The organism is Ralstonia sp. 22086 (genome assembly GCF_052045975.1).
Classification (GTDB): Bacteria; Pseudomonadota; Gammaproteobacteria; order Burkholderiales; family Burkholderiaceae; genus Ralstonia; species Ralstonia wenshanensis.
Genome location: NZ_JBQEPZ010000004.1, coordinates 470,829 through 494,817 on the forward strand (window position 1 = coordinate 470,829; position 23,989 = coordinate 494,817).

Genomic DNA, 23,989 nt, shown 5'->3' on the forward strand with positions numbered 1-23,989 from the left:
CTTTTTCCCTGTGTTTCCCTAATCGGCCCATCGATCACGTGACCAAGCCCACCACCGTGTCCCTCGTAGATACCGCGCCCCCCGCCACACGCCGCGCGCGCAAGAGCACCGGGCGCGTCACATTGAGCGACCTTGCCAAGCTGGTGGGTGTGACCAAGGTGACGGTGTCCCGCGCGCTGAACACGCCCGAGCTGGTGTCGGGCGACACGCTGGCACGCGTGCGCGAAGCGGTGCGGCAGACGGGCTACACACCGGACCTTGTGGCGGGATCACTGGCATCCAACCGCAGCCGGTTGGTCGTTGCGCTCATCCCGACGATTGCGGGCAGCGTGTTTCAGGAAACGGTGGCCGCGCTCACCACAGAACTGGCTGCGGCGGGCTATCAGTTGCTGATCGGCCAGAGCGGCTATGACGAATCACGCGAAGATGCGCTGCTCGATGCCATCGTCGGACGGCGCCCTGCGGGCATCGTGCTGACCGGCGTGGTGCACTCGGCCAGCGTGCGGCAGAAGCTGCAGGCTGCCGGCGTGCCGGTGGTGGAAACGTGGGACATCACGCGCAACCCGCTGGATATGCTGGTGGGCTTCTCACACCAGAAGGTGGGGCAAGCGGCGGCGCGCTATCTGAAGCAGCGCGGCGCAAAGCACGCCGCCGTCATCACGCCGAACGACCGCCGCGCGCAGGCACGCGCGCAAGCTTTCGTGAAGGCCTTCGGCTCAGGGGCCGACATTCCCATGATTGCCGCCGAATCCCCCGCCAACCTGGGCGACGGCCGGCGTGCGCTGGGCACATTGCTCGCGCAGCATCCGGACACCGATGCCATCTTCTGCGGCGCCGACATCCTTGCGCTCGGTGTGCTGATGGAAGCGGAACATCGGGGCATTGCCGTGCCCGGCCAACTTCGCGTGGTCGGCTACGGCGACCAGGTGTTCGCCAAGGACACCACGCCTGCGCTCACGACCATCCGCATCGACGGAACGGGCATCGGCAAGCTGGCGGCAACGTTGCTGATCGATCGCATCGAACACGGCGACGAAGAACGCCGCACGGTCGATGTGGGTTTCACGCTCGTTGAGCGCGACAGCGCGTAGCGCTCAGGCAGTCGCCGCTTCTGCATCGAGCGGAAACACGGGCCGCTGCACCTTCGCAAACGGAAAGCGCGCGTAGTCTGAACTCGTTACGCCGCCGCCGTCGCACTCCACCACGGCCTTGGCAATCGGAACAAAGACGGGCCGGCAGTACATGCGCGACTTCAGCAGCACGAAGCGCGCGGCACGTGGGTCCACACCGATGTGCGTGAAGATGCCGAGGTCCCAATGCTCCTGCGGCGTCTCGGTGACGACGATCTGCGCCGCGCCGATGTCGAGCAGCGCCGTGCGGCCCATGCGGATACGTTGCCCGGTATAGGTGGGCCCCGTGATCGTGTATTCGCCGTCGCTGATGGCGACGACCTTGCCCGTCAGCGCGCGCGGCACCGGGTAGATGCCCAGTTGGGTGAGCGGCACCTTGTCGCCTATGGGCAGCGTGACCGTGGCACCCTCGCCCGCCTCAATCATCGCCGCGACGGCTTCCGGATCGCACACCGGCCCGACGGCGATGCCGCTCAAGCCTTGTCGCAATGCTTCGTGCAGGACGTGCATGTCGTCGCACGTGCCGCCGGACATGCAGTTGTCGCCGTGGTCGAGCAGCAGCACGGGGCCGCTGCCCGGGGCGTCGGCCAACTTGGCCGCGCGCGCGATCGATTCGGCCAACGGTTCAGAGCGGTAGACGAATCCTTCTCGGTCGGCCCAGATGGCATCGGCAATCCGTTGCGCTGCAGCGTCGGCGGCATGTTTGTCGCCGTTGCCGACCACCACGATGGAAAGGCACGGGGCGGCTATGTCCGCCAGCCCGAATCCGGCCAGGATCGACACGGCCAGCATGCCTTCCTGCTCGGCCTGCCTGGCCAGCGCCACGGCGCGGTGCATCGCGCCTTCATCGGTGCGGCTGCGCAGCGTGTGCGTGACCATCGGCAGGCGGCGCCACGCGAGCACGGGATTCGCGCGGCCGGCCAGCTTGTCGAACAGCAGGCGGCCGGCGTGCTCGCCGGTCTTGTACATGTCGACGTGCGGATACGTCTTGAAACTGACGGCGATGTCGGCCAGGTCGATGAACTTCTGCGTGAGATTGCCGTGCAGATCCAGCGCAACGGCAATCGGCACATCGGGCGCGACCGCGCGCAGGCGTTCGAGCAGATCGCCTTCGCCGTCGTCGCTGTTCTCCGCGACCATCGCGCCGTGCAGGTCGAGCAGCAGCGCATCACACCCGGGCGCAGCCGCGACAATCGCGTCGCACAACGTGGTGTACGCGTCGGCTGCCACGCGCCCGCTGGGGTTCGCACCGGCAACGACGGGCACGACGATTTCCGCACCGGCCGCCTCGGCCAGATCGATGAACGCACCGGCCGCCGTGCGCGTGCCCTTGGCGGCGCGATAAGCGTCATCGCCGTAATGCGGATGGAACGATGCCAACGGCGTCGGCACCGGCGAGAACGTATTGGTCTCGTGATTGAAGCGGGCGATCAGGATACGCATGGGCGGTCGGGTGAGGGTGTCAAACGCGGCCGGCGGCCTGCAGCATCGCGTGCAGCAGCACGTTGGCCCCGGCTTCCAGATGTTCGGGGCGGGCGTCTTCGATCTCGTTGTGGCTGATGCCGTCCTTGCACGGCACGAAGATCATCGCGGTGGGGGCCACGCGGGCAAGGTAGACCGCGTCATGGCCTGCGCCGCTGATCACATCCATCTCTGACAAGCCCAGCTTGCGGGCTCCGCTGCGCACTGCGTTCACGAGCGTCGCGTCAAACGGCTGCGGCGGGAAGTAGACGACCTGGCGCAAGGCGATGTCGATGCCGCTGCGTGCGCGCAGTTCGGCCACTGCCTCATGCAGTGCCGCGTCCATGTCGGACAACATCGCATCGTCGGCGGCACGAAAATCGATCGTCATCGATACTTGGCCCGGAATCACGTTGCGCGAATCCGGATGCACGCTCAGGCAACCCACCGTGGCGCGCGCATGCGGCGGGCGCTCCAGCGCGATGCGGTTGGCAATGCCGACCAGTTCTGCGGCGGGCAGCAACGCATCGCGGCGCAGCTCCATCGGCGTGGGGCCGGCGTGCGCCTCCATACCGGTCAAGACCACGTCGTACCAGCGCTGGCCGAGGGCGCCCATCACCACGCCGATCGTCGTGGCGTGCGCCTCCAGCACCGGCCCTTGCTCGATATGCGCCTCGAAGTAGGCCCCGACGGTTCGGCCGCCCACCGGCTCGCTCCCCGCGTAGCCGATGCTGCGCAGCGCCTCGCCCACGGCCACGCCGTCGCGGTCCTGCGCGGCCAGCACGGCGTCCAGCGCAAACTCGCCGATGAACGCGCCGGAGCCCATCATCACCGGTACAAAGCGCGAACCTTCTTCGTTGGTCCACACGGCCACTTCGATGGGCGCTTCCGTTTCGATGCCCGCGTCGTTGAGCGTGCGCACGACCTCGATGCCGGCAAACACGCCGTAGTTGCCATCGAACTTGCCGCCGGTCGGTTGCGTATCGATGTGGCTGCCCGTCATGACCGGCGGCAGCGCATTGTTGCGCCCGGGGCGGCGTGCGAACAGATTGCCGATGGCATCGACGCGCACGGTGCACCCGGCAGCCTTTGCCTGCGCGACAAAGAAGTCACGCCCCTGGCGGTCGAGATCCGTCAGCGCCAGGCGCCGCACGCCACCCTTGGGCGTGGCGCCGATGCGCGCCTGCTGCATCAGGGTGTCCCACAGGCGCGCGCCGTTGATACGGAGTTGAGTCTCTGTCGTCATCATTTCTCGCGAGTTCATGCAGCCAGGCCGACGCCAAGGTAGCGGTCCTTGATGGCGTCGTCGGCGCGGAAGGCTTCGTTGCTGCCGGTGTAGACCACACGGCCCTGTTCAATGATCACGTGGCGGTCAGCCAGCTGCGTGCAGACCTCCAGGTTCTGCTCGACCAGCAGGATGGACACGCCCGCCTGCTTGATCATCTTCAACTGCGCGACGATCTCTTCCACGATGACGGGCGCCAGGCCCTCCACCGGCTCGTCCAACATCAGCAGGCGCGGGTGGTTCATCAGTGCGCGGCCAATGGCCAGCATCTGCTGCTCGCCACCGGAGAGGTTGGCGCCGCCGTTGCGCCGCCGCTCATGCAGGCGCGGGAAGATGCGATAGATGTCGGCCAGCTGCCACGGAGAATCCCGCCGCGCGCCGAGCTTCAGGTTCTCTTCCACCGTCAGCAGCTTGAAGATGCCGCGATGCTCGGGCACGAGGCACAAACCCTGCGCGGCAATGCGATGCGCCGGCTGTCCGGCAATGTCCTTGCCCCGAAAGCGCACCTGCCCACGCGGCGTCACCACACCGGCGATCGCCTTGAGCGTGGTCGACTTGCCCGCGCCATTGCGGCCGAGCAGCGTCACGAGTTCACCCTCGCCCACCGATAGCGCCACGCCCTGCAGCACGTGGCTCTTGCCGTAATAGCCGTGGAGGTCTGCAACGTCGAGAATCGCCGTCGTCGTCATTTCTTGCCTCCCGTGATCATGTTGCCGAGGTACGCCGCGCGCACGCGTGGGTCAGCGCGTACGGCGTCGGGCGTGCCCTCCATGAGCACCTTGCCCTGCTGCATGACGGTGATCGTGTCGGAGATGTCCATCACGATGTCCATGTTGTGTTCGATCAGCACGACGGTGTGGTCCTGCGCCAGGCCGCGAATGAGCGTCTTCATGGCGGGCAAATCGTCTACGCCCATGCCGGAAGTCGGTTCGTCGAGGAAGATCGCGCGCGGACTGGCGGCCAGCGCCATGCCGACTTCCAGCCGACGCTGCTGGCCGTGCGAGAGCGCGGCAGCGGGCGTGTCTGCCAGGCGCGGCAATTCCAGCCGGTCGAGCACGCGGTCGACCGTATCGGAGCAGGCAAGATCGCCCTGCGGCAGGCGCCAGCCGTGCATGGCGCGGCGTGGCGTGGTGCCGAGTGCCGCCAGGCGCAGGTTCTCGCGCACGGACAGGCTCGGGAACAGGCTCGTCACCTGGAACGAACGCGCGATGCCGCGCTGCACGCGCTGGTAGTCAGCTTCACGCGTCACGTCGTGGCCATCGAAGACGATGGTGCCGCTGGTGATCATGCGCGTGCCCGTGAGCATGTGGAACAGCGTGGTCTTGCCCGCGCCGTTCGGGCCGATGACGGAGTGCACCGTGCCGGGCATCACACGCAAATCGACGCCACCCAGTGCGGTGAACTTGCCGTATTGCTTAACGATGCCGGTGGCTTGAAGGATGGGCGTGGCGGTCATGCGCTTTCCTCCTGCACTGCCGGTGCGTTACGCGGTGCGCGCATGCGTTGCCACAGCTTCTGTCCGAGCCCGAACAGCCCGCGCTGCATGAACAGGCTCACCGCAATCAGCAGGAAGCCGAGCAACATGAGCCAGCGCGGCCACAGGCTGGAGAGCCAGTCCGACAGCAGCACGTAGAACGCCGCACCCAACACCGAGGCAAACACGTTGCCCGTGCCGCCGATGACCGTCATCACCAGGATCATCTCGCTGACGTGGTAATCGATATTGGCCAGCGGCGCGATGCCCGTGAGCATGGCGTGCAGCGCGCCGGCCAGGCCCGTGACGGCGCCCGAGATGACGAAGGCCAGCAGCTTGAACGCACGCACGTTGTAGCCGACAGCGAGGGCGCGTTCTTCGTTGTCGCGAATCGCCAGCAGCGTGCGGCCGAATACCGATTCCGTCACGCGTTGCACGAGGAAGAACACAACAAGGAACAGCACCGCCACGAACGCATAGAACGCCCAGGGCGAGCCGGCAAACGCCGGGCGCGGAATGTCGAGCAGGCCGTTATCCCCGCCCGTGAGCGATGGCGTGGTGTAGGCCAGGAAATAGAACATCTGCGAGAAGGCCAGCGTGAGCATGACGAAGTACGTGCCGCGCTGGCGGATGGCAAACCAGCCGACCAGCGCCGCCACGATCGCACCGACCACAACGGCCAAAACAAGCGCCACAGGCATCGGGAGCGACAGCTGCGTGAGGCCGACGCCCACCGCATAACTGCCCAGCCCGAAGAAAATGCCCTGCCCGAACGACAGCAGCCCCGTATAGCCAAGCAGCAGGTTGCAGGCCATGACGGCCATCGCATAGACGAGCACTTCGGTGGCCAACGTGCCTGACGTCAGCACCAGCGGCAGCAATAGCGTCACGCTCAGCGCCAGCCACCAGAAGCGGTAGCGCGAAAGTCCATGGAATGCGGCGTGCATCATCCCCTCCCCAGCAGGCCGTGAGGGCGCAGCAGCAGCACGGCCGCCATCGCCACGTAGATCATCAGCCGCGCGCCCTCGGGCCACAGCGTGCTCATCAGGCTCTGCACGATGCCCACCAGCAGGCCTCCGACCAGCGCCCCCGCAAAGCTGCCCATGCCGCCCACCACCACCACAACGAAGGCGACGCCGAGGGCCTCTACGCCCATGAACGGCTCCGCGCCGCGAATGGGCGCAGCCAGCACCCCGGCCACCGCCGCCGTAGCCGCGCCCAGCGCAAACATCAGACTGAACAGGCGGAACACGTTGATGCCGAGCAGCGACACCATCTCGGTCGATTCGCTGCCCGCGCGCACCGCACTGCCCAGGCGCGTGCCCTCCAGCAGCCACCACAACGCGAGTGCCAGGACGGCCGTAAAACCGATGACGAAGAGGCGATATTTCGGGTAGACGAAATCGCCCCACATCACCACGCCCTGCAGCGCGTCGGGCGTCGGCACATCCACGCCCAACGGCCCCCACGCGACGATGATGAGTTCCTGCACCACCAGCGCCAGCCCCACGGTGACGACGATGTGGAACTCGTGCGCCTGCGCATACACGTGGCGCAGCAGCACCTTCTCCGTCACCCAGGCAAGCGCGCCGATGACGATGGGCGCGAGCACAAGCGCCAACCAGAAATTCATGCCTAGTTGCAGGGCCTGAAAGCAGAGATACGCACCGAGCGCATAGAACGCGCCGTGGGCAAAATTGACGAAGCGCAACAGCCCGAAGATGATCGACAGCCCCACCGCCAGCAGGAAGTAGAGCATGCCGATCCCCACGCCGTTGACGACCTGGAGCAGGTAGACGTTCATTGGAATCGCAGGTGGAGAGACGAGCACCCACACCCTACGTTGAGTGCGGGCGTATGACGCATCAGGTCAGCTTGCACTGCGTCTGTTCGACCGGCAGGAAGGCTTTGCCCACCGACACCACTTCGGCAAAGTCGTCCTTGTCCTTCATGCGGTTCTTGGGCTTGCCCTTGAGCAGGTAGTAGTTCTTGAGCACCTGGTGGTCAGCCGCGCGAATCTCTTCGGGGCCCGTCAGGCCGTCGTACTTCATGCCCTGCAGCGCGGCAATCACGGCCTTCGGGTCGACGCTGCCGGCCTTGACCATCGCGTCGAGCAGGATCTTCGTGCAGGTGTACGAGCCCGCGAGGCTGTAGTTCGGGTTGGCCTTGAACGCAGCCTGCGTGCGCTTCACCAGATCGTGGTTGGCAGGCGTATCCACGTCGTGCCAGTACTGCGCGCCAAAGTACACGCCATCGCACAGGTCGGCGCCGAGCGATTCGAACTGCTCCAGGCCAGACGCCCACGCCACCAGGATCGTCGTGTTCTTCTTCATGCCAAAGCTCACCGCCTGGCGCAGCGTGTCGGACGACTGCGAGCCGAAGTTCAGGATCAGCAGCACATCGGGCTTGGCGGCCATCGCGTTGGTCAGGTAACCGCTGAATTCCTTCTCGGTGAGCGCGTGGTAGCTGTTGCCCACATGCTCGATGCCCTTTTCCTTGAAGATGTTCTTGGCCGCCGAGAGCAACCCGTCGCCAAACACGTATTGCGGCGTGATGGTGTACCAGCGCTTGGCCTTGGGCATCGATTCGATCAGCGGGCGCACGGTGCGCTCGATGGCGCCGTAGGTCGGCACCGACCAGCGGAAGGTCGCGCGGTTGCAGTCCTTGCCGGTAATTTCATCGGCCCCTGCTGTGGTGATGAACACGCCGCCAAACTTCTCCGCCTCCTTGCCCATCGCCAGCGATTCGGACGACAGGATGCCGCCCGCGAAGTAGCGCGCATTCTTCTGCTGCGCGAGTTCCTGCACCTTGCGCACGGCCGTGGCCGGCTTGCCTTCGGTGTCGAGCACGCTATACGCCAGCGGCCGGCCGAGCACCTTGCCGTATTGCTCCACGGCCAGCTTCATGCCGAGGTCGGCAAACTTGCCGTTGGCGGCAAACGGACCGGACATCGGCACCGGGCAGCCCAGTTCGATGGCATCGGCCGCCCACGCAGAACGGGCCTGCAGCGAGGCGGGCACGGCGGACAGCGCCGCCAGTTTGAGCAAGTCTCGACGATTCAAAGCGCACTCCTTGGGTTCATGTGGATGACAGAACAGCGCTCGGAGCCACCACCGACGGCAGCTTCCTCCTAGCCTTGACCGGCGAGGTTTTCGCCGACCATCACGTCGAGCAAGAACCAGACCAGTTTCTTATATTTGTTATGATAAATAGGCGAAATCATCATAGAAGCCGCGTCCACGCCGCGTCAACGACGACGAGGTCGGTGTTTACGCCAAGGTGTGTGCGATGGAGGTGCCGGGCGACGATGCGGAAACGCGGTGCGTGCGCACGATCGAAGGGCATGCATGCACCACTTCGGGCAGCCCGTGCAGCACAACCCGGCAGTTAGAATGCGCGCAACTAGGAACGGACATTCATGGCCACACTCGGAGCAGGCAAGACGGCGTCAATCGGCATCCGCAAGCAGAAGCGCGCCGACCTCGTTGCAGAAGAACTGAAGCGGCTGATCACGCAGCGCAACCTCAAGCCCGGCGACAAGCTCCCGCAGGAGATCAAGCTGCAGGAAACCTTCGGGGTGAGCAAGGGCACGATTCGCGAGGCGCTCAAATCACTGGAGGTGCAGGGCCTGGTGAGTGTGAGCACGGGGCCCGCCGGCGGCGGCACCATCGTCGAGGTGCCGCTGGACCGCACGTTCCAGCTCATGCAGAACTATCTGTTTTTCAAAGACATCGGGATTGCAGACGTCTACACCGTGCGCCGGCTGCTTGAGCCAGAGCTGGCCGCCGGGGCGGTGCCGCATCTGACGGACGACGACTTCCGCGCACTTGAGCACACCATCGACCTGTGCGACCCGGCTTCTGCCAAAGCTGCCGCGCCGCTCGATCAGCGACAGGAAGACCTGAGCTTTCACGACATTCTGGCTGCGGCCAATCCCAACCCGATGCTGCGGTTCTGCTGCGAGCTGATCAACGAAATGATTCGGCAGCTTGTGGTGTTCGGCAATGAAACCTCTCCGAAGGACCACGCCAAGTTCGGCGCGTCCAACGTCAAGTTTCACCGGCAGATTCTGGATGCAGCGCGCGCGCGCGACGCCGAGACTGTGCGCGAACTCATGAGCACGCACATGGAAGATTGCACGCATCACGTCACACGCATGAAAGGCCGCGTGCACGGCCGTCTTGTGCTCGACTCCGAGATGCCGCGCCGCAATCGGCCGCAGCTGGACGACCACGACGACAGCGACGACGGCGCGTGACGGCTCAGTAGGTCTTGTAGGGCAAAAACTTGCCGCTCATGACGATGCGAACGCGATCGCCCTTGGGATCGGGCTCGCGCGTGAGATCCATGTTGAAGTCGATCGCGCTCATGATGCCGTCGCCAAACTCTTCGTGGATCAGCGCCTTGAACGTCGTGCCGTACACGCTGATGAGTTCATAGAAGCGGTAGATCAGTGGATCCGTTGGCACCGTTGTGGGCAGCGACCCTTTGTACGGCGTCACCTGCAGCAGCATGACGGCCTCTTCAGGCAGATCCAGCGCTGCGCCAACGGCCTTTGCCTGCGCTTCGGTCAGCGTCATCTGGCCGAGCAGCGCGGCGGTGCTCCATTCCTTGCTGTGGCCGATCACCTCGGCCAATTGCGTCCACGTCAGTTGCTTTTTGATCTTCTGCAGGACGATCAGATCTGTTACGTCTTCGCGTTGCATGGCAGCTCCCTGGGTTGGGTGAGAAAACAGCACGCGACATGAGCAAGGTCGATGCCAACCAGGGAACGCCGCGCCCCCTTTCTGAAGGTTGCGCCGATGACGGCCATGCCGCCATCGTGCTTTGACGTTCGACGCGAAGGACGTCAGAACCAGTGCATGATCCCGGTGTACACGCCTTGCTGGCCCGAGCCGGGGGCCGGCTTGCCGCCACCCGCCTCAACCGAGAAAGACGCGTTGCTGCCGTTCATCACGGTACCGATGGTGCCGTACAGCAACGTGCGCTTCGAGAAGTAGTAGTTGGCGCCCACCGTCAGCAGCGTGCCGTTTCCGCCGCCCTGGTTGCGGTTCGCCCTGTATGCACCGCCGATCAGCGTCAAAGCCGGCGAGACCTGGTAGTTGGCCCCCAGCCAATAGGTTTGCTGGTGGGTCGCGCCGGTCGGGTTGTCTGCATCCGCAACAGTGGCGCCGCCCGACTGGATACGGCTGTAGCCGCCGAACAGCTTGACGTCACCGATCTGATAGGTGCCACCTGCCGTGAACAGGCGGGAAGCCGTATAGAGGTTGGTGAACTCGCCGTTGGTGTCGCGAATTTCTTCGTAGAACGCCTTGAGCATCAGCGGGCCGCTCTGGTAGGCCAACGCACCGGCAAGCTGCCTGCCGGCATTGAAATGCCCTGCGGTTCCGTTCAGGCCCGCCTGGGCACGGAACGAGAAGCCGCCCCAGGTCGGCGAGTTATAGGTGATCGCCTTCTGGCGCGAGCCCCAGGTGCGATTGGCCTGCAGCGTCTCGGCGCCCATGTTCTGCAGACCCATCGGGTCAATCGACCATGTCTCGCCATCGGGGATGCCCATGGCGCGGCCCAGCAACAGCGTGCCATACGTCTTGCTCGACAGCCCGACGACCGCGAAACGATTGAACAGCGCATCCGACGAACCGGAACCCGAGTTGAAGCCGTTCTCGAGGTTCATCACGGCAGACAGCCCGCCACCCAGATCCTCGGAACCCTTGAGGCCCCACATGCTGGTCCCCCATTGGTTGCCGCCGTACTGCAGGTTGCTGGCGGTGCCGTTTGCTGTCGCGATCTTGTTCGTGTAGTCGATGCCGCCGCCGACGCGGCCATACAGCGTGACACTGCTCTGCGCGGCAGCCAGGCCGCTGGTCGCTGCCAGCAGGGCTGCAGCGGCCGCGATGGCAATCCGCTGGGATGGGTTCTTGATACGCATAGCTTTCGTCTCCTCAATTTGGCGTTGTCTTTGTTCGTTCGAGCCGAGTCTCTTGGCGGGCCCGGACAGGAGAATGAGGAGAATTGACAGCGCTGTCAATGTAGGGAGTTGCCCTAGTTCTTTGCCAAGGCACGTCACTGCAAGGCGTTGGAGACAATCGCGTGTGGTGCCTCGGACCTAGGGCAAATCCCGAGATTGACAGCGCTGTCAATTTTGACCATTCTCCAGTCCCAACCGGCCCGTGAACCGGATGCCGGTGCCGGCCAAAACGCCCTTGCGCGTGATGGCGACGAATCTCCATGTGCGCGAGCCGTCCTGCGGCTGGCCACAGAGCCGTCGATGTACTTCCGTCCTAATCTGCAGTACATCTTGCATCCGGACGGCACCAGCCAGAACAAGAACGCGTTCGTGATCAGGCTGACAGCCGGCATAGCGTTCTGAACGACAACATCAATGAAGAAGGAGACATTCATGCTTTCCCGCGTACTGAACACCATTGCCGCTGCCGCGGTCCTCACTTTCGCAGCCACCTCGGCCCACGCCAGCAAGGAAGCCCCGGTGATCGGCTTCTCGATCGACGACCTGCGCGTGGAGCGCTGGACGCACGACCGCGACTACTTTGTCGAATCGGCCAAGAAGCTGGGCGCGACCGTGAACGTGCAGTCGGCCAACGCCAACGAAGCCAAGCAGATCGCCCAGATCGAAAACCTGATCGCCCAGAATGTCGACGTGCTCGTGATCGTGCCGTTCAATTCCAAGGTGCTGGGCAACGCCATCGCCAGCGCCAAGAAGAAGGGCATCAAGGTGGTGTCGTATGACCGCCTGATCCTGAATGCCGACATCGACGGCTACGTAACCTTCGACAACGTGAAGGTGGGCGAGCTGCAGGCGCAGGGCGTAGTCAAGCTGGCACCGAAGGGCAACTACTTCCTGCTGGGCGGCGCCGCCACCGACAACAACGCCCGCCTGCTGCGCGAAGGCCAGATGAAGGTCCTCAAGCCGTACGTCGACAAGGGCGACATCAAGATCGTCGGGGAGCAGTGGACGCCGGAGTGGGACCCCTCGAAGGCGCAGAACATTGTTGAGAATGCGTTGACCGCAAACAACAACAACATCCAGGGCATCGTCGCCTCCAACGACGGCACGGCCGGCGGCGCCATCCAGGCGCTGGCACGCCAGAAGCTGGCGGGCAAGGTGCCGGTGTCGGGTCAAGATGCCGACTTGGCCGCCGTGCGCCGCGTGGCTGAAGGCACGCAAGCCATGACGGTGTACAAGCCGATCAAGGAAATTGCCGCCACCGCCGCCGAGATGGCCGTCGACTTCGTCAAGGGCACCACGCCCAAGTTCAACACCAAGCTGAACAATGGCAAGAAGGACGTCGATACCGTGCTGCTGACCCCGACGCTGCTGACCAAGGACAACCTGGATAGCACCGTCGTCAAGGACGGCTTCTATACGCATCAGCAGATCTTCGGCAAGTAAGCAGCCGGTGCAGCAGTCGGTCGTCGGTCGTCGGTCATCGGCGGTCAGTGGTCAGTCGTAGTCAGTAGGAGAACGCCATGAGCAGTAACGGCACCCTGTTCGAGATGCGCAACATCGTGAAGTCGTTCTCCGGTGTGCGTGCGCTCGACGGCGTCAGCCTGGCAGTCAAGCCGGGCGAGTGCGTCGGATTGTGCGGGGAGAACGGCGCCGGGAAATCGACCCTCATGAAGGTGCTGTCGGGGGTCTACCCCTACGGCACCTTCGAAGGCGAGATCCTGTGGGAAGGTGAGCCGCTGCACGCGCATTCCGTGCGTGACAGCGAGCGCGCCGGCATCGTCATCATCCATCAGGAACTGATGCTGGTGCAGCAGCTCTCCGTCACGGAGAACATCTTCCTCGGCAACGAGATCACCAAGCCGGGGGGCCGCATGGACTACGACGCCATGCACGCCAAGGCGGAAGAGCTGCTCGCCCGCCTGCGCCTGACCGACGTGAACGTGGCCGCGCCCGTGATGAACTACGGTAGCGGCCACCAGCAGCTCTTTGAGATTGCCAAGGCGCTGGCCAAGAACGCGCGGCTGTTGATCCTGGACGAGCCGACGTCTTCGCTGTCCGCCAAGGAAATCGAGGTGCTGCTGTCCATCATCGACGACCTCAAGCGCAGCGGCGTGGCGTGCGTGTACATCTCGCACAAGCTCGATGAGGTCAAGCGCGTGTGCGACACCGTCACCGTCATCCGCGACGGCAAGCACATCGGCACGCGCCCCGCCGCCGAAATGACCATCGACAACATCATCACGATGATGGTCGGTCGCGAAATGACATCGCTCTTCCCCAAGGTGGAACACACCGTGGGCGAAGTCGTGATGGAAGCGCGCAACGTCACCTGCTGGGATGTCACTAACCCGAACCGCAAGCGCACCGACAACGTGAGTTTTGCCGTGCGCCGCGGCGAGATTCTCGGCGTTGCCGGTCTGGTGGGCGCCGGGCGTACGGAGATGGTATCGGCGCTGTTCGGCGCCTACCCTGGCCGCTCCAGCGCCGAGATCATCATCGAAGGCAAGCCGGTCAAGGTCAGCACACCCGCGCAGGCGATTGCCAACGGCATCTGCCTGGTGCCCGAAGACCGCAAGCGCCACGGCATCGTCCCGCTGATGGCCGTGGGCGAGAACATCACGCTCGCCACGCTGGCTCAGTACGCACGCGGTTTGCGTGTCGACAAGGGCGCCGAACTCACCACCGTCGACCGCGAAATCAAACGCCTGCGCATCAAGACCGCAAGCCCCGCACTGGCGATTGCCAGCCTCTCCGGCGGCAACCAGCAGAAGGCCGTGGTCACGAAGATGGTGCTCGCGATGCCCAAGGTGCTCATCCTCGATGAGCCGACGCGCGGTGTCGACGTCGGCTCCAAATACGACATCTACAAAATGATTGCCGACCTGGCCGCCAGCGGCGTGGCGATCATCATGGTTTCTTCCGAGATGCCGGAAATCCTTGGCATGAGCGATCGTGTCCTGGTCATCGGCGAAGGCCAGTTGCGCGGCGACTTCGTCAATCAAGGCTTGACCCAGGAGCGCATCCTGGCTGCTGCAATCAACGCTGAACCCGGCCGCCAAGCGGCTTGAATTGCCATGTCCAATATCCTGCAATCCCAACTCGCCCGCCAAAACGGCGGCAATGGCGGCCCGCGCCTGGATGGCCGCGCCATCCAGCAACTGTTCGTGCGCTACAAGGTGCTGGCGCTGCTGCTGGCCGTCGCACTCATCTGGTTCTTCTTCTACTTCCAGACCAACGGCACGTTCCTCAAGCCCAACAGCATCTCCAACCTGTTCCTGCAGATGTCGGTGACGGGCATGCTGGCCTGCGGCATGGTGTTCGTCATCATCGCGGGTGAGATCGATCTTTCAGTCGGCTCGCTGCTGGGCCTGCTGGGCGGGCTGGTCGCCATCCTGACCGTCAACCTCGGATGGAACACCTGGCTGGCTGTGGGCACGGTGCTCGTGGCGGGCGCGGCCATCGGCGTGGTCAACGGTTTCATCACGACCAAGCTGCGTGTGCCGTCGTTCATCGTTGGCCTGGGCGGGATGCTGGCCTTCCGTGGCTTGCTGCAATGGAGCACCGACAGCGTGACGATTGCCCCGGTGCCTGACGACCTCGGCAACCTCGCGCAGGGCTTCGTGCCGGCATGGCTGTCGTGGTCGCTGGCCGCCGTCATCGTCGTGGGCTCGGTTGTGCTGACCGTGCGCCGCCGTCGCGAGCGCGCTCGCCTATCGCTCTCGCTCACGCCGATCTGGGCGGACGGGCTGAAGCTGCTGGCCATCGCCGCAGCATCGTTTGGCTTTGTCGCAGTGCTCAACGACGCCAGCGGCGTGCCGCTGCCCGTGCTGATCCTGCTGGTGCTGCTGGCCATCTTCTCGTACGTCGCTACGCAAACCGTGTTCGGCCGTCACGTCTATGCAGTGGGCGGCAACATGGAAGCCACGCGCCTGTCCGGCGTGAACGTCGGCCGCGTCAAGCTGCTGGTGTTCGTGCTGATGGGCCTGATGTGCGCGTTCGCGGGCATCATCACCACGGCCCGTTCGGCCGCAGGTTCGCCCTCCGCCGGTGTGGGCGGCGAACTGGATGCCATCTCCGCGTGCTTCATCGGCGGCACGTCGATGCGCGGCGGCTCGGGTACGGTGTACGGCGCGCTGATTGGCGCGCTCGTCATGGCCAGCCTCGACAATGGCATGCAGCAGATGAACGTCGACGCCTCGTGGCAGATGATCGTCAAGGGTGTGGTGCTGGTGGTCGCAGTGCTGATCGACGTGCTGTCGGGCTCCAATCGCGGCTGACCTCGGCGGCTGACGTCGGCAGACGCCACACAACTCCTGGGCCCGTCTAGGCCCCCTCCTGATCTCGAACGACACGGCGGCGCGCGATGGTGTTGCAGCGCCAGCCGCCGGTCGCGCCTTTCTTTCCTTCATCCCGAACGGAATTCCACATCGTGGCTGACTACCAAACCCCTGCTCGCGTTCTTGTGACCGGCGTCGCTGGCAACCTAGGCCGCAAGGTCGTCGAGGCACTGGCCTCCGCCCCGTGGTGCACCTCCATCATCGGCGTCGACTGGGTTGCACAGAACATCGAGTTCTCTCCGCAAGCGGCCCAACGTTTCCAATGGGTCAAGGCCGACCTGACGCAAGCCGATGGTGCATGGACGGATCTGCTGAGCAACGTCGATGCGGTCATCCACCTGGCTGCCATCCACTCCACGCCAGACGCCACGTGGGAGCAGGCGCTGGCCTCCTACGGAATGACGCTCAATGTGCTGCAGGCCGGCGCCACGCACGGCGTGCGCCGCTTCGTGTTCGCCTCGTCCAACCACGCGATGGGCGCATACAAGGACCAACCCCTGGCTGGCACCATCGGCCCCGGTAAGCTCACCGCCGAGCTGCCGCCCGCCCCAGGCACGCGCTGGAATAACGGCACTGAAGACGTCTACTCACTCGCCTACGGAACGTCCAAGGCAATGGGCGAACGGCTCTGCAAGGCAGTGGGCGCCGTCTGCGCAGCCAACGGCGGCAAGCTGTCGATCGTGTCGCTGCGCATCGGCTGGGCGCTACCCGACGAGAACGACCCCAACGACATCAACTATTCCGGCACCGCCGGCACACCCGTGCCGACGGAGCTGCCCGATGAGGCCAGCCGCACCGCACTGCGCTGGTTCCGCAACATGTGGCTCTCGAATGGGGATTTGCGCCGGCTTTTCCTGTGCTCCATCACGGCCGACCCGGCGCGCTGGCCAGCACCGGCCATCGTCGTGAATGGCGTGTCGAATAACCGAGGAATGGATTGGGGCCTGGAGACCGGGCGCGAGTTGCTGGGGTATGACCCGCAGGATGATTTGTATGGGTTGATCGAACAACCAGCCTGATCGCCGCCTTGCCGCCGGCCAGACTGCTCAACGCGTCGCCGGCGCGCAAGTCGATTCCCGAATCACCAGCTCATACTGCAAGTTTTCGTGCACCGAATGCGGCTTCAGCCCCGGCAGATGCGGGCGATGAATCGCAATGAGCTGTTCCACAGCCGCATGCGCCATCGCCTGGATCGGCTGGCGCACGGTGGTGAGCGCTGGCCAGAGCTGGCGTGAGAGCGGCGTGTCGTCGTAGCCGCAAATGGAGAGTTCTTCCGGCACCTTGATGCCGCGCGCCTGGGCCACCCGCAGCACGCCGGCAGCCATGTCGTCGTTGCCGGCAAAGATGGCGGTGGGACGTGGCTCGCAGGACAGCAACCGCTCAGCGCAGGCCACGCCAGACTCGAACGAGTGCTCGCCCTGCTCGACCAATCGTTCGTCGACTTCGATGCCGGCCTGCGCCATCGCGTCGCGATAGCCAAATACGCGTTGATACGCCGCGCCATGGGCCGGGTCGCACACCACGAAGCCGATGCGGCGGTGGCCCAGCCCGATCAGATGCAGCGTCATGTCGCGCGCGGCAGCGCGGTCTTCGGTGTTGACGGACAGCCCTTTGTGCTCGCGGTCGGCCGGTGCCAAGCGCACGTAGTCGATGCCGGCTTCATCCAGCGCCGTAATGAGCGACGGCACGTCCGACACCGGCGGCGTCAGGATGATGCCGGCCAGGGCACGCTGGCGCGCACTCTGGATGATCTGCTCGGCGAGGTTCGGGTCGCGGTAGTTGCACGGCGTGAGCAGCAGGCTGTAGTCGAGCGCCTGGCAGGCTTCGAGCGCGCCATGCTGAATGTTGACGATGTAGTTGTCGGAGGGGTTGTCGTAGACCAGCGCGATGATGTCGGCGCGCTTGCTGGCCAGTCGCCGGGCAGCCGGGTTGGGCCGGTAGTCGAGCGCCTGCATCGCCTCGACCACCTTCGCGCGCGTCTTTTCGCTGATGTTGGGCTCGTGGTTGAGCACGCGCGAGACGGTCTTGATGGACACGCCCGCATGCGCGGCAACATCATCGACGGTGACAGCTCCTGCGTTGCGCTTCATGGTCTGACGATGGTCTGGCGAGAGTGGTTCTGGAACACGGAACGGGCGCCATCACGCGCCCGTCAATGTGTTCGATTTTACCGCCAACCCCCGCGCGGCGCGGCCGAAAAAAAAACTAACGGGCGCTCAATCCCGAACGGCCGATCGGCAACCGGACGATGCCTTGCGCCAGGCTCACGCCCAGCAGAACGAGGCCGCCCCCGATCCAGTGATACCCGTGCACCGTCTCACCCAGCATCACGGCAGCCATACCGGCCGTGAAGACCGGCATCAGGTTCATCAACACCGCCGTACGCTCGCTGCCGATGCGCTTGAGCCCCTGCATCCACAGATACGACGCGGCGATCGACGAAGCAATGCCGGCATAGACCACCAGCCCGATGCCCTTGGCCGGCACGGCCAGGCTATGCGCCGTCATGGCCAGCGGCACGAGCATCACGACGGCCATCAGTACCTGCACGTACAGGTTGAGCCACTGCCCGAACGGCAACGCCCAACGGCGGTAGAGGATGTTGTAGAGCGCATATGCAGTGGCGCCGGCAAGCACCAGCACGTCGCCGTGATTGATGCCGCCATCGAACAGGTTGGCCGGCTCTCCGCGCCCCAGCAGATAGAGCACGCCCAGGAGCGACACCACCACGCCCGTCACGGCCTGCGCACCGACCGGCTGGCGAAATACCACCACGTTCAGCATCAGCCCGAGCATCGGGACCAGCGCCCCGATCACGCCCATGTTGGTCGCGCTCGTGCTGTGCGCCGCGTAATACGCCAGGCATTGGTACATCACCATGCCGAGCAGCGCGAGCACCGCAAAGCGCCGCCACTGCGCCAGCAGAGCCCGCCGTTGACGCCACAGCGGCCGCGCGCAGAACGGCGTGAGCACGATGGCCGCCAACAACCACCGGTAGAACGAAATGGCCGCCGGGTCCACTACCCCGGCCGCGGCCTTCGACACGATCGTGTTGGCGGCCCAGATCAGCACCGCCATCAAGGGATACAGCACAGGCACGACGGCCTCCTCGAACACTGGAAGACGGCAGTGTAGTAATGTCCGGTTCAAAACATATACTTCGAACCGGACAACATCACCCCTCGAAAGCGACAACCGTGGCTGACACTCTGTACACCGCCTACCGCGATGCCGATCGACGGGTGCCGCAAGGAGCCCCGTTCTACTTTCGCTACGACCATTTCGAGCCGGAAACCGATATCGAGCCGCACACGCACCCGTGGGGCCAGATCAACCGCATCAGCCTCGGGTTGATGGAGGTGGTGGTCGGTGGCCGCCGGCTGACGGCACCCGCCGAATACGTGATCTGGGTGCCGGCCAACCAGCCCCATTCGGCATCGATCCGGCAGGCGACGGACTTCCTCTCTGTGTACATGGCCGAACCGCTTGCGCAGCGGCTGCCGCCCATGGCCTGCCTGATTCCGCAGACGCCGCTGGTGCGCGCGCTCTTCGAAGACTTCGCCACGCGCCGCGTCACCACCATGACCGACGAATGGGACCTGCGCCAGTTCGAGCTTCTGGTTGAAACGTTGGTGCGCGCCGGCCACGCCGACAGCTACCTGCCCGACAGCACCGATCGCCAGCTCGAGCCCATCCTGCACGCCATCCGCCTGGACCCAGCCGAGGCCACCACGCTGCAGCAATGGGCCGAACGCGTGCACAGCACCGAACGTACCCTGGCGCGCCGCTTCCAGACCGAACTGGGTATGAGCTTCGTGCAATGGCGCAACCGCGTGCGCCTGCTGCGGGCGCTGGTGTGGCTCAAGGAAGACCGCCCAGTGCAGGACATTGCGCTCGCGCTCGGCTATGGAACACCCTCGGCGTTTATTGCGATGTTCCGCAAGCAGGTGGGGTTTTCGCCCGAGCGCTATCGCCGGCAGATGTGCGGCGAGACCGAACGCCCCGGCGCATAGGCCATCGGCATCAAGGTGCCGAAGCGCGTGGAATCGTGCGCGCGCTGCGACGGTTCGAACCGCAAGCGAATGGGCCCGGTATCGGCACGGGTACGGAGGGTTTTAATGTGTTGGCCACGCAGTTGAAGGGCCTTTGCCCAGGCTGGGCACTGGCAACACTTCGCTGCAACAACTCAAAACAATTGTGAGAAACCGCGCCGCGTCGCCGTTTGCGGGCCGCCATGTCCTTTAGAATTCGCTCTGTTGCAGATTTGGAAGTCCACACATGCGCACACCACGGTTCGCATCTGCCCGGATGCTGGGCAGCGCGCTCACCCTGAGCACGTTGGCACTCAGCGGCTGCAGTTCACTGATGTCGGAAGGCACGACCACGGCGGCCGGTATCGGGGGGGCAGCCCTCGCCGCCAAGGTGACCGACAACGCCGCGGTGGCCACCGGCATCGGGCTGGGCGTACAGGCCGGCGCACGGGCCGCGTTGCAGCACAGTCAGCGCGTTGTCCACACCGAAACGCAAGACCACATCGCGCAGATTGCCGGGGCGCTGGCCGACAACACTGTCGGCAACTGGCTGGTCAAGCACCGCATTCCGTTGGAGCCCGACGAACACGGCCGCGTGGTGGTCACGCGTTCGATCAACGGGCCGCTCGTCAACTGCAAGGAAATCCTCTTCACCGTGGACGGAGTTGAAGACGGCGCCGCAAAGGTCGACTTCTTCGTCGCGTCGATCTGCCATGACGGCAAGCAATGGAAGTGGGCGACGGCAGAACCGGCCACGGCGCGATGGGGATCGCTGCAATGAGCCGCGCGCGCTGGTTTGCCGCAGCGTGTGCGGGCCTGATGACTGGCTGCTCGTCGGTCGGGCCGTTGACCGGCGCCGCGGCGGGCGTGGCCACCGGCACAGTCACGGGAAACCCGGCAGTGGCTTATGGCGTGGCGGTGTCGGTCAACGCCGCGACCGATGCGTCGATCAAATACGCAACGCGCAAATGGGCCGCCAGCGAACAGGATGCGCTGGCCATGGCAGTCGGGCGGTTGAGCGACAGCACGCCTTCGCTCAACTGGTCGCTCGAACGCATGATGGGCCTGACCAAGGCGCACGGCCAAGTCGTGTTGGTGCGCACGTTCACGACACCGCTGGCCACCTGCCGCGAAGCCGTCCTGACCGTTCAGGAAGCCCAAGCGCCCAAGAATGCGCCCGGTGCCGGTTACACGATCTATGCGTGCCAGAACGGCACCACATGGCAATGGGCCAACGCCGAGCCCGCCGTGCCGCGCTGGGGCAACCTGCAGTAGCGCGCTTCCTCCATCGGCGCTGAGCAGCCACGCGCGCGGCACTCGCCTAGACGCTCCCCGGCGCCGAATTAAGCATCGATCAGACGAGACATTAGAAAGTTTCACCTCAGATTGTTGGAGAACGGGCCGTTCTGGGGGATGCGCTTTCTGCGCGCCCTCTCTACGATGCGGGCGCGCATTTCGATGCGGGGGCAGCGCGTTAGCCATATGCGCTGTGGCATCGAAGCGGCTTTCCAAACTCCATCAATAAGAAGGACTTTCATGTTTCGCATTTTCGTATCCGGTATTGCCCTTTCTCTTGCCCTGTCTGGCTGCGCGGTCAGCGTCGGCAGTGGAACGGGCGTTGACAAGATTGCCGACGCCACACAGGAATCGTTGCAAAAGCAATTCGTCCCAGGCGTCGCCAAACGTGAGGACGTAGCGCTCGAGCTGGGCGCGCCGAGCGACAAGGCTGCGGCCGGCGGTCTCGACATCTGGAACTATCGTTACGCGCGAAACGCGGCGATCGGCGTCGTGTTTGTCGGGATTCCGATTGGTTCGAAGAAGATCGCCTCGTTCTACTTCGACGATGCCGACGGCGTGCTCAAGAAGATCGAATACAAGGTCCTGCAGCAGTAACCCCTTTCTCGCCTGCCGTGCCCGCCACCTTGGTGCGGGCGCGGCATGGCCAACATCTCCTTTCCGCAGTACGTCAATTCCCCCAACCGCAACGCGCGAACAAGGCTGGCTTGTTAAATTTAATACGAATCATTATCATTTGTGTTCTCAAAATAAATTGAACACTGCCATGCACGGTATTGCCCTCCTGCTCGGGCTGCTGGCGGCGGGCTGCCTGTATGCGGCTGCGCCCAACCAGGTGTTGCTCGCGCCCGCTTCGCGCCTGCGCAGGCGCGTCCTGTGTAGCGTTGCCGTTGCGTTGTCGGTCATCGCCGTGGTGCTGTGGAACGACGTGCTTGGTTGGGCGGGGGCCGTTATCGCGGTGGTGCTGGCGGTCACGGGTGCGTTGTCGCTGTGGCCCATGGTGGGTGCGTGGACGCGGCAACGGCGTGCAGGCGTTGAGGCGCAGTCATGAACGGCATGGGCACCAAGTGGCTGGCCGGTACCGTTCTGGGGCTGCCGCTGTCGGTCGCGCTGTGCACGCTGTCGATTCTGTGGCTGCCGGGCGGCTGGGAAAGCGGCGTCATCGGCGCGCTGCTCGCGTGCCTGCCGCTATGGGCCGTGATCATCAGCGTGAGCGTGTTGTTTCCCACCAGCGCCCGTGCGTGGACCCTGCTGGCTGCCGCCAACGCGGTTTCGTTCGGCGTGCTCTGGCTACCGCGCCTGATGGTGACCTGACCTCGCCATGAAATCGACGACCTTGCGTCTGTATCAGACGCTGCATACCTGGGTGGGCCTGATAGCGGGTTGGGCGCTATTCATCGCGTTCTTTGCGGGGGCGCTCACCGTGTTCCATGAAGAACTGCACGCGTGGCAGAACCCGCTGCGCGCCAAACATGCGGCCGTCGCCACCACCCCTGCCGATATCGACCACTTCGTAAACGCGCTGGTCCGCACGCATCCGGCCGCTGCGGCCAGCGCGTACGTCATCTTCCCGAACGAGGGCGAGCCGGATTTCTCCGCGTATTGGCAGACCAGCAAAGGCGATTGGCAGATGACGACCGGCAGTGGGCTGGCGGCTGGTAAGACCTCGCCGAAAGACCTGTCGATCGAGCCATCGAGGGGCGAGCTGGCCAATTTCCTGAACCGGCTGCACTACTCGCTGGGTCTGGACGCGCCGGGCATGTACTTCATGGGCGTGATCTCGGTGCTCTACGGTGTGGCGCTCATCTCAGGCGTGCTGCTGCACCTGCCGCGCCTGAAGAAGGATCTGCTGGCCGTGCGCCCAGGGCGCAATCTCAAGCGCTTCTGGATGGACATGCACAACGTGCTCGGACTGTTCAGCCTGCCCTTCCACCTCATCTTCGCGATCACAGCGCCGGTGCTGTGTCTGAGCATCGTGCTGATGACCGTGTTCAACACGGTGGCGCTCAACGGCAAGCTGTTCGATGCGGTGCCGCGTGTGACAACAGCGGCCGGCACGGTGGTTGCGGCCAACCGCGCAGCGCCGATGCTGCGAGCCGAGCAACTGCTGGCCCGTGCACGCGAGTTGACCGACCCGAACTTCACCATCAAGTCGATTCACTACCAGCACATTGGCGATGCGAATGCCGTGGCGGAGCTACGCGGCAGCAGCACACGAGCGGTCGGCGACTACGGCTCCGTGGCGATTCACGCAGCGGCCAACCAACCCAACAGCGGCAAGCTCGTCGGCAACCAGACACCCGATGCGCGCGACACCAACCACGCCATTTACAGCCTCGTCTACGGCCTGCACTTCGGCACTTACGGCGACATCGCGCTGCGTCTCGCGTATCTCGTGATGGGGCTGGCGGGGGCCTTCGTCTTCTACTCGGGCAACCTGCTGTGGATCGAATCGCGCCGCAAGCAGCGCAAGGCAGAGCAACCGCGCCTGCATCAACTGCTGGCCCGCGCCACGGTGGGCGTGTGCATCGGATGCTGCGTCGGCGTAATGGCGACATTCCCGGCGGCGCTGCTGTGGCCGGAGCGTTCGGCGGGCGTGACGTACTACACCGTGTTCTTCGCGGCGATTGCCTGGGCGATGCTGCGGCCGCCAGTACGCGGCGCCGTGGAACTGCTGAGCGCTGCCGCTATTGCAGCAGTGCTTGCGCCCGTCACCAACGCCGCCGTCACCAGCGACCACCTGCTGCGCACGATGGCGCGTGGCGATTGGATGGTGGCCGGTTTCGACCTGGGTGCACTGGCGCTTGCGTGCGGCTTTGTCGGCCTTGCGCGTGCGACGCTGCGCCGGGCGCGCCACGGTGCGCATGATTCTGTCTGGGCCACACCGGTGCGTGAAGCGCGCGTCGGCAATGACCTGCATCCGAGCGTCGCCAGAGAGCCATAGCTCCACACGCTCCGCACCACGAAACCACAACACCCGCACAGAACTCCGCGCATGCCGCACGTC

Annotated in this window: 25 protein-coding genes; 14 read left to right on the forward strand and 11 right to left on the reverse strand. The window is 64.7% G+C overall.

The genetic code is table 11. From position 1 onward, the window contains the following. Positions 1–38 precede the first annotated feature (38 nt). Positions 39–1,091: a LacI family DNA-binding transcriptional regulator gene (locus tag ACTJK6_RS19450; protein ID WP_232038887.1), complete on the forward strand. Its 1,053-nt coding sequence runs from the start codon at positions 39–41 to the stop codon at positions 1,089–1,091. Positions 1,092–1,094: 3 nt separating this feature from the next. Here ACTJK6_RS19450 and ACTJK6_RS19455 read toward each other — a convergent pair whose 3' ends face one another. The 7 genes from ACTJK6_RS19455 to ACTJK6_RS19485 form a co-directional block, all read right to left on the reverse strand. Beyond that, entirely contained in the window at positions 1,095–2,573 is a 1,479-nt protein-coding gene (locus tag ACTJK6_RS19455; protein ID WP_440839888.1) for a M81 family metallopeptidase, read from the reverse strand. A gap of 19 nt (positions 2,574–2,592) precedes the next feature. Further along, positions 2,593–3,855, reverse strand: coding sequence for a Zn-dependent hydrolase (locus ACTJK6_RS19460; RefSeq protein ID WP_440839889.1), 1,263 nt, complete (start codon positions 3,853–3,855; stop codon positions 2,593–2,595). Then, entirely contained in the window at positions 3,852–4,565 is a 714-nt protein-coding gene (locus tag ACTJK6_RS19465; RefSeq protein ID WP_414563213.1) for an ABC transporter ATP-binding protein, read from the reverse strand. The genes ACTJK6_RS19460 and ACTJK6_RS19465 overlap by 4 nt, the downstream gene beginning before the upstream one ends. Continuing rightward, positions 4,562–5,332, reverse strand: coding sequence for an ABC transporter ATP-binding protein (locus tag ACTJK6_RS19470; RefSeq protein WP_440839890.1), 771 nt, complete (start codon positions 5,330–5,332; stop codon positions 4,562–4,564). The genes ACTJK6_RS19465 and ACTJK6_RS19470 overlap by 4 nt, the downstream gene beginning before the upstream one ends. Further along, positions 5,329–6,297, reverse strand: a complete 969-nt coding sequence (locus ACTJK6_RS19475) for a branched-chain amino acid ABC transporter permease (protein ID WP_252693995.1) — start codon at positions 6,295–6,297, stop codon at positions 5,329–5,331. Before ACTJK6_RS19475 ends, ACTJK6_RS19470 begins: the two co-directional genes overlap by 4 nt. Then, on the reverse strand, positions 6,297–7,154 hold the full coding sequence (locus ACTJK6_RS19480; RefSeq protein WP_440839891.1) for a branched-chain amino acid ABC transporter permease: 858 nt from the start codon (positions 7,152–7,154) through the stop codon (positions 6,297–6,299). The genes ACTJK6_RS19475 and ACTJK6_RS19480 overlap by 1 nt, the downstream gene beginning before the upstream one ends. A 61-nt stretch (positions 7,155–7,215) precedes the next feature. Beyond that, the gene (locus tag ACTJK6_RS19485; RefSeq protein WP_440839892.1) at positions 7,216–8,412 is read right to left on the reverse strand and encodes an ABC transporter substrate-binding protein; all 1,197 of its coding nucleotides are present in this window, start codon (positions 8,410–8,412) and stop codon (positions 7,216–7,218) included. A gap of 356 nt (positions 8,413–8,768) precedes the next feature. Here ACTJK6_RS19485 and ACTJK6_RS19490 point away from each other — a divergent pair, with 356 nt between their 5' ends. Further along, a complete protein-coding gene (locus ACTJK6_RS19490; RefSeq protein WP_440839893.1) occupies positions 8,769–9,608 on the forward strand; it encodes a FadR/GntR family transcriptional regulator in 840 nt (279 codons plus the stop codon). Positions 9,609–9,612: 4 nt separating this feature from the next. On the opposite strand, the gene cynS is transcribed toward ACTJK6_RS19490, so the two are convergent. Together cynS and ACTJK6_RS19500 are read right to left on the reverse strand one after the other, a co-directional pair. Next, positions 9,613–10,056, reverse strand: a complete 444-nt coding sequence (cynS, locus tag ACTJK6_RS19495) for a cyanase (RefSeq protein WP_260774054.1) — start codon at positions 10,054–10,056, stop codon at positions 9,613–9,615. A 143-nt stretch (positions 10,057–10,199) separates the two neighbouring features. After that, the gene (locus ACTJK6_RS19500; protein ID WP_440839895.1) at positions 10,200–11,279 is read right to left on the reverse strand and encodes a porin; all 1,080 of its coding nucleotides are present in this window, start codon (positions 11,277–11,279) and stop codon (positions 10,200–10,202) included. Between the two features lie 213 nt (positions 11,280–11,492). Here ACTJK6_RS19500 and ACTJK6_RS19505 point away from each other — a divergent pair, with 213 nt between their 5' ends. The 5 genes from ACTJK6_RS19505 to ACTJK6_RS19525 all read left to right on the forward strand — a co-directional run bounded on the left by ACTJK6_RS19505 (position 11,493) and on the right by ACTJK6_RS19525 (position 16,674). Then, entirely contained in the window at positions 11,493–11,720 is a 228-nt protein-coding gene (locus tag ACTJK6_RS19505; RefSeq protein ID WP_260803530.1) for a carbohydrate porin, read from the forward strand. Between the two features lie 30 nt (positions 11,721–11,750). Next, positions 11,751–12,761: a D-xylose ABC transporter substrate-binding protein gene (gene xylF / locus ACTJK6_RS19510; protein WP_232038879.1), complete on the forward strand. Its 1,011-nt coding sequence runs from the start codon at positions 11,751–11,753 to the stop codon at positions 12,759–12,761. Positions 12,762–12,838: 77 nt separating this feature from the next. Continuing rightward, on the forward strand, positions 12,839–14,386 hold the full coding sequence (locus tag ACTJK6_RS19515; RefSeq protein WP_232038878.1) for a xylose ABC transporter ATP-binding protein: 1,548 nt from the start codon (positions 12,839–12,841) through the stop codon (positions 14,384–14,386). 6 nt (positions 14,387–14,392) lie between these two features. Then, positions 14,393–15,595, forward strand: coding sequence for a sugar ABC transporter permease (locus tag ACTJK6_RS19520; protein WP_440839896.1), 1,203 nt, complete (start codon positions 14,393–14,395; stop codon positions 15,593–15,595). Positions 15,596–15,747: 152 nt separating this feature from the next. After that, entirely contained in the window at positions 15,748–16,674 is a 927-nt protein-coding gene (locus ACTJK6_RS19525) for an NAD-dependent epimerase/dehydratase family protein (protein WP_440839897.1), read from the forward strand. Between the two features lie 27 nt (positions 16,675–16,701). Here ACTJK6_RS19525 and ACTJK6_RS19530 read toward each other — a convergent pair whose 3' ends face one another. Beyond that, entirely contained in the window at positions 16,702–17,745 is a 1,044-nt protein-coding gene (locus ACTJK6_RS19530; protein ID WP_414563227.1) for a LacI family DNA-binding transcriptional regulator, read from the reverse strand. Positions 17,746–17,860: 115 nt separating this feature from the next. Continuing rightward, the gene (locus ACTJK6_RS19535; protein ID WP_260803537.1) at positions 17,861–18,754 is read right to left on the reverse strand and encodes a DMT family transporter; all 894 of its coding nucleotides are present in this window, start codon (positions 18,752–18,754) and stop codon (positions 17,861–17,863) included. A 98-nt stretch (positions 18,755–18,852) separates the two neighbouring features. Here ACTJK6_RS19535 and ACTJK6_RS19540 point away from each other — a divergent pair, with 98 nt between their 5' ends. The 7 genes from ACTJK6_RS19540 (at position 18,853) to ACTJK6_RS19570 (ending at position 23,926) form a co-directional block, all read left to right on the forward strand. After that, complete coding sequence (locus ACTJK6_RS19540) at positions 18,853–19,668, forward strand: AraC family transcriptional regulator (protein ID WP_260803538.1); 816 nt, start codon at positions 18,853–18,855, stop codon at positions 19,666–19,668. A gap of 265 nt (positions 19,669–19,933) precedes the next feature. Then, the gene (locus ACTJK6_RS19545) at positions 19,934–20,467 is read left to right on the forward strand and encodes a hypothetical protein (RefSeq protein ID WP_440818758.1); all 534 of its coding nucleotides are present in this window, start codon (positions 19,934–19,936) and stop codon (positions 20,465–20,467) included. Continuing rightward, on the forward strand, positions 20,464–20,961 hold the full coding sequence (locus ACTJK6_RS19550) for a hypothetical protein (RefSeq protein ID WP_232038871.1): 498 nt from the start codon (positions 20,464–20,466) through the stop codon (positions 20,959–20,961). The genes ACTJK6_RS19545 and ACTJK6_RS19550 overlap by 4 nt, the downstream gene beginning before the upstream one ends. A gap of 138 nt (positions 20,962–21,099) precedes the next feature. Beyond that, positions 21,100–21,579, forward strand: coding sequence for a hypothetical protein (locus tag ACTJK6_RS19555; protein ID WP_440839899.1), 480 nt, complete (start codon positions 21,100–21,102; stop codon positions 21,577–21,579). Between the two features lie 169 nt (positions 21,580–21,748). Then, on the forward strand, positions 21,749–22,033 hold the full coding sequence (locus ACTJK6_RS19560) for a hypothetical protein (RefSeq protein WP_440839900.1): 285 nt from the start codon (positions 21,749–21,751) through the stop codon (positions 22,031–22,033). Further along, a complete protein-coding gene (locus ACTJK6_RS19565; protein WP_440839901.1) occupies positions 22,030–22,296 on the forward strand; it encodes a hypothetical protein in 267 nt (88 codons plus the stop codon). Before ACTJK6_RS19560 ends, ACTJK6_RS19565 begins: the two co-directional genes overlap by 4 nt. A 7-nt stretch (positions 22,297–22,303) precedes the next feature. After that, positions 22,304–23,926, forward strand: a complete 1,623-nt coding sequence (locus ACTJK6_RS19570) for a PepSY-associated TM helix domain-containing protein (protein ID WP_440839902.1) — start codon at positions 22,304–22,306, stop codon at positions 23,924–23,926. Positions 23,927–23,989: the final 63 nt, after the last annotated feature.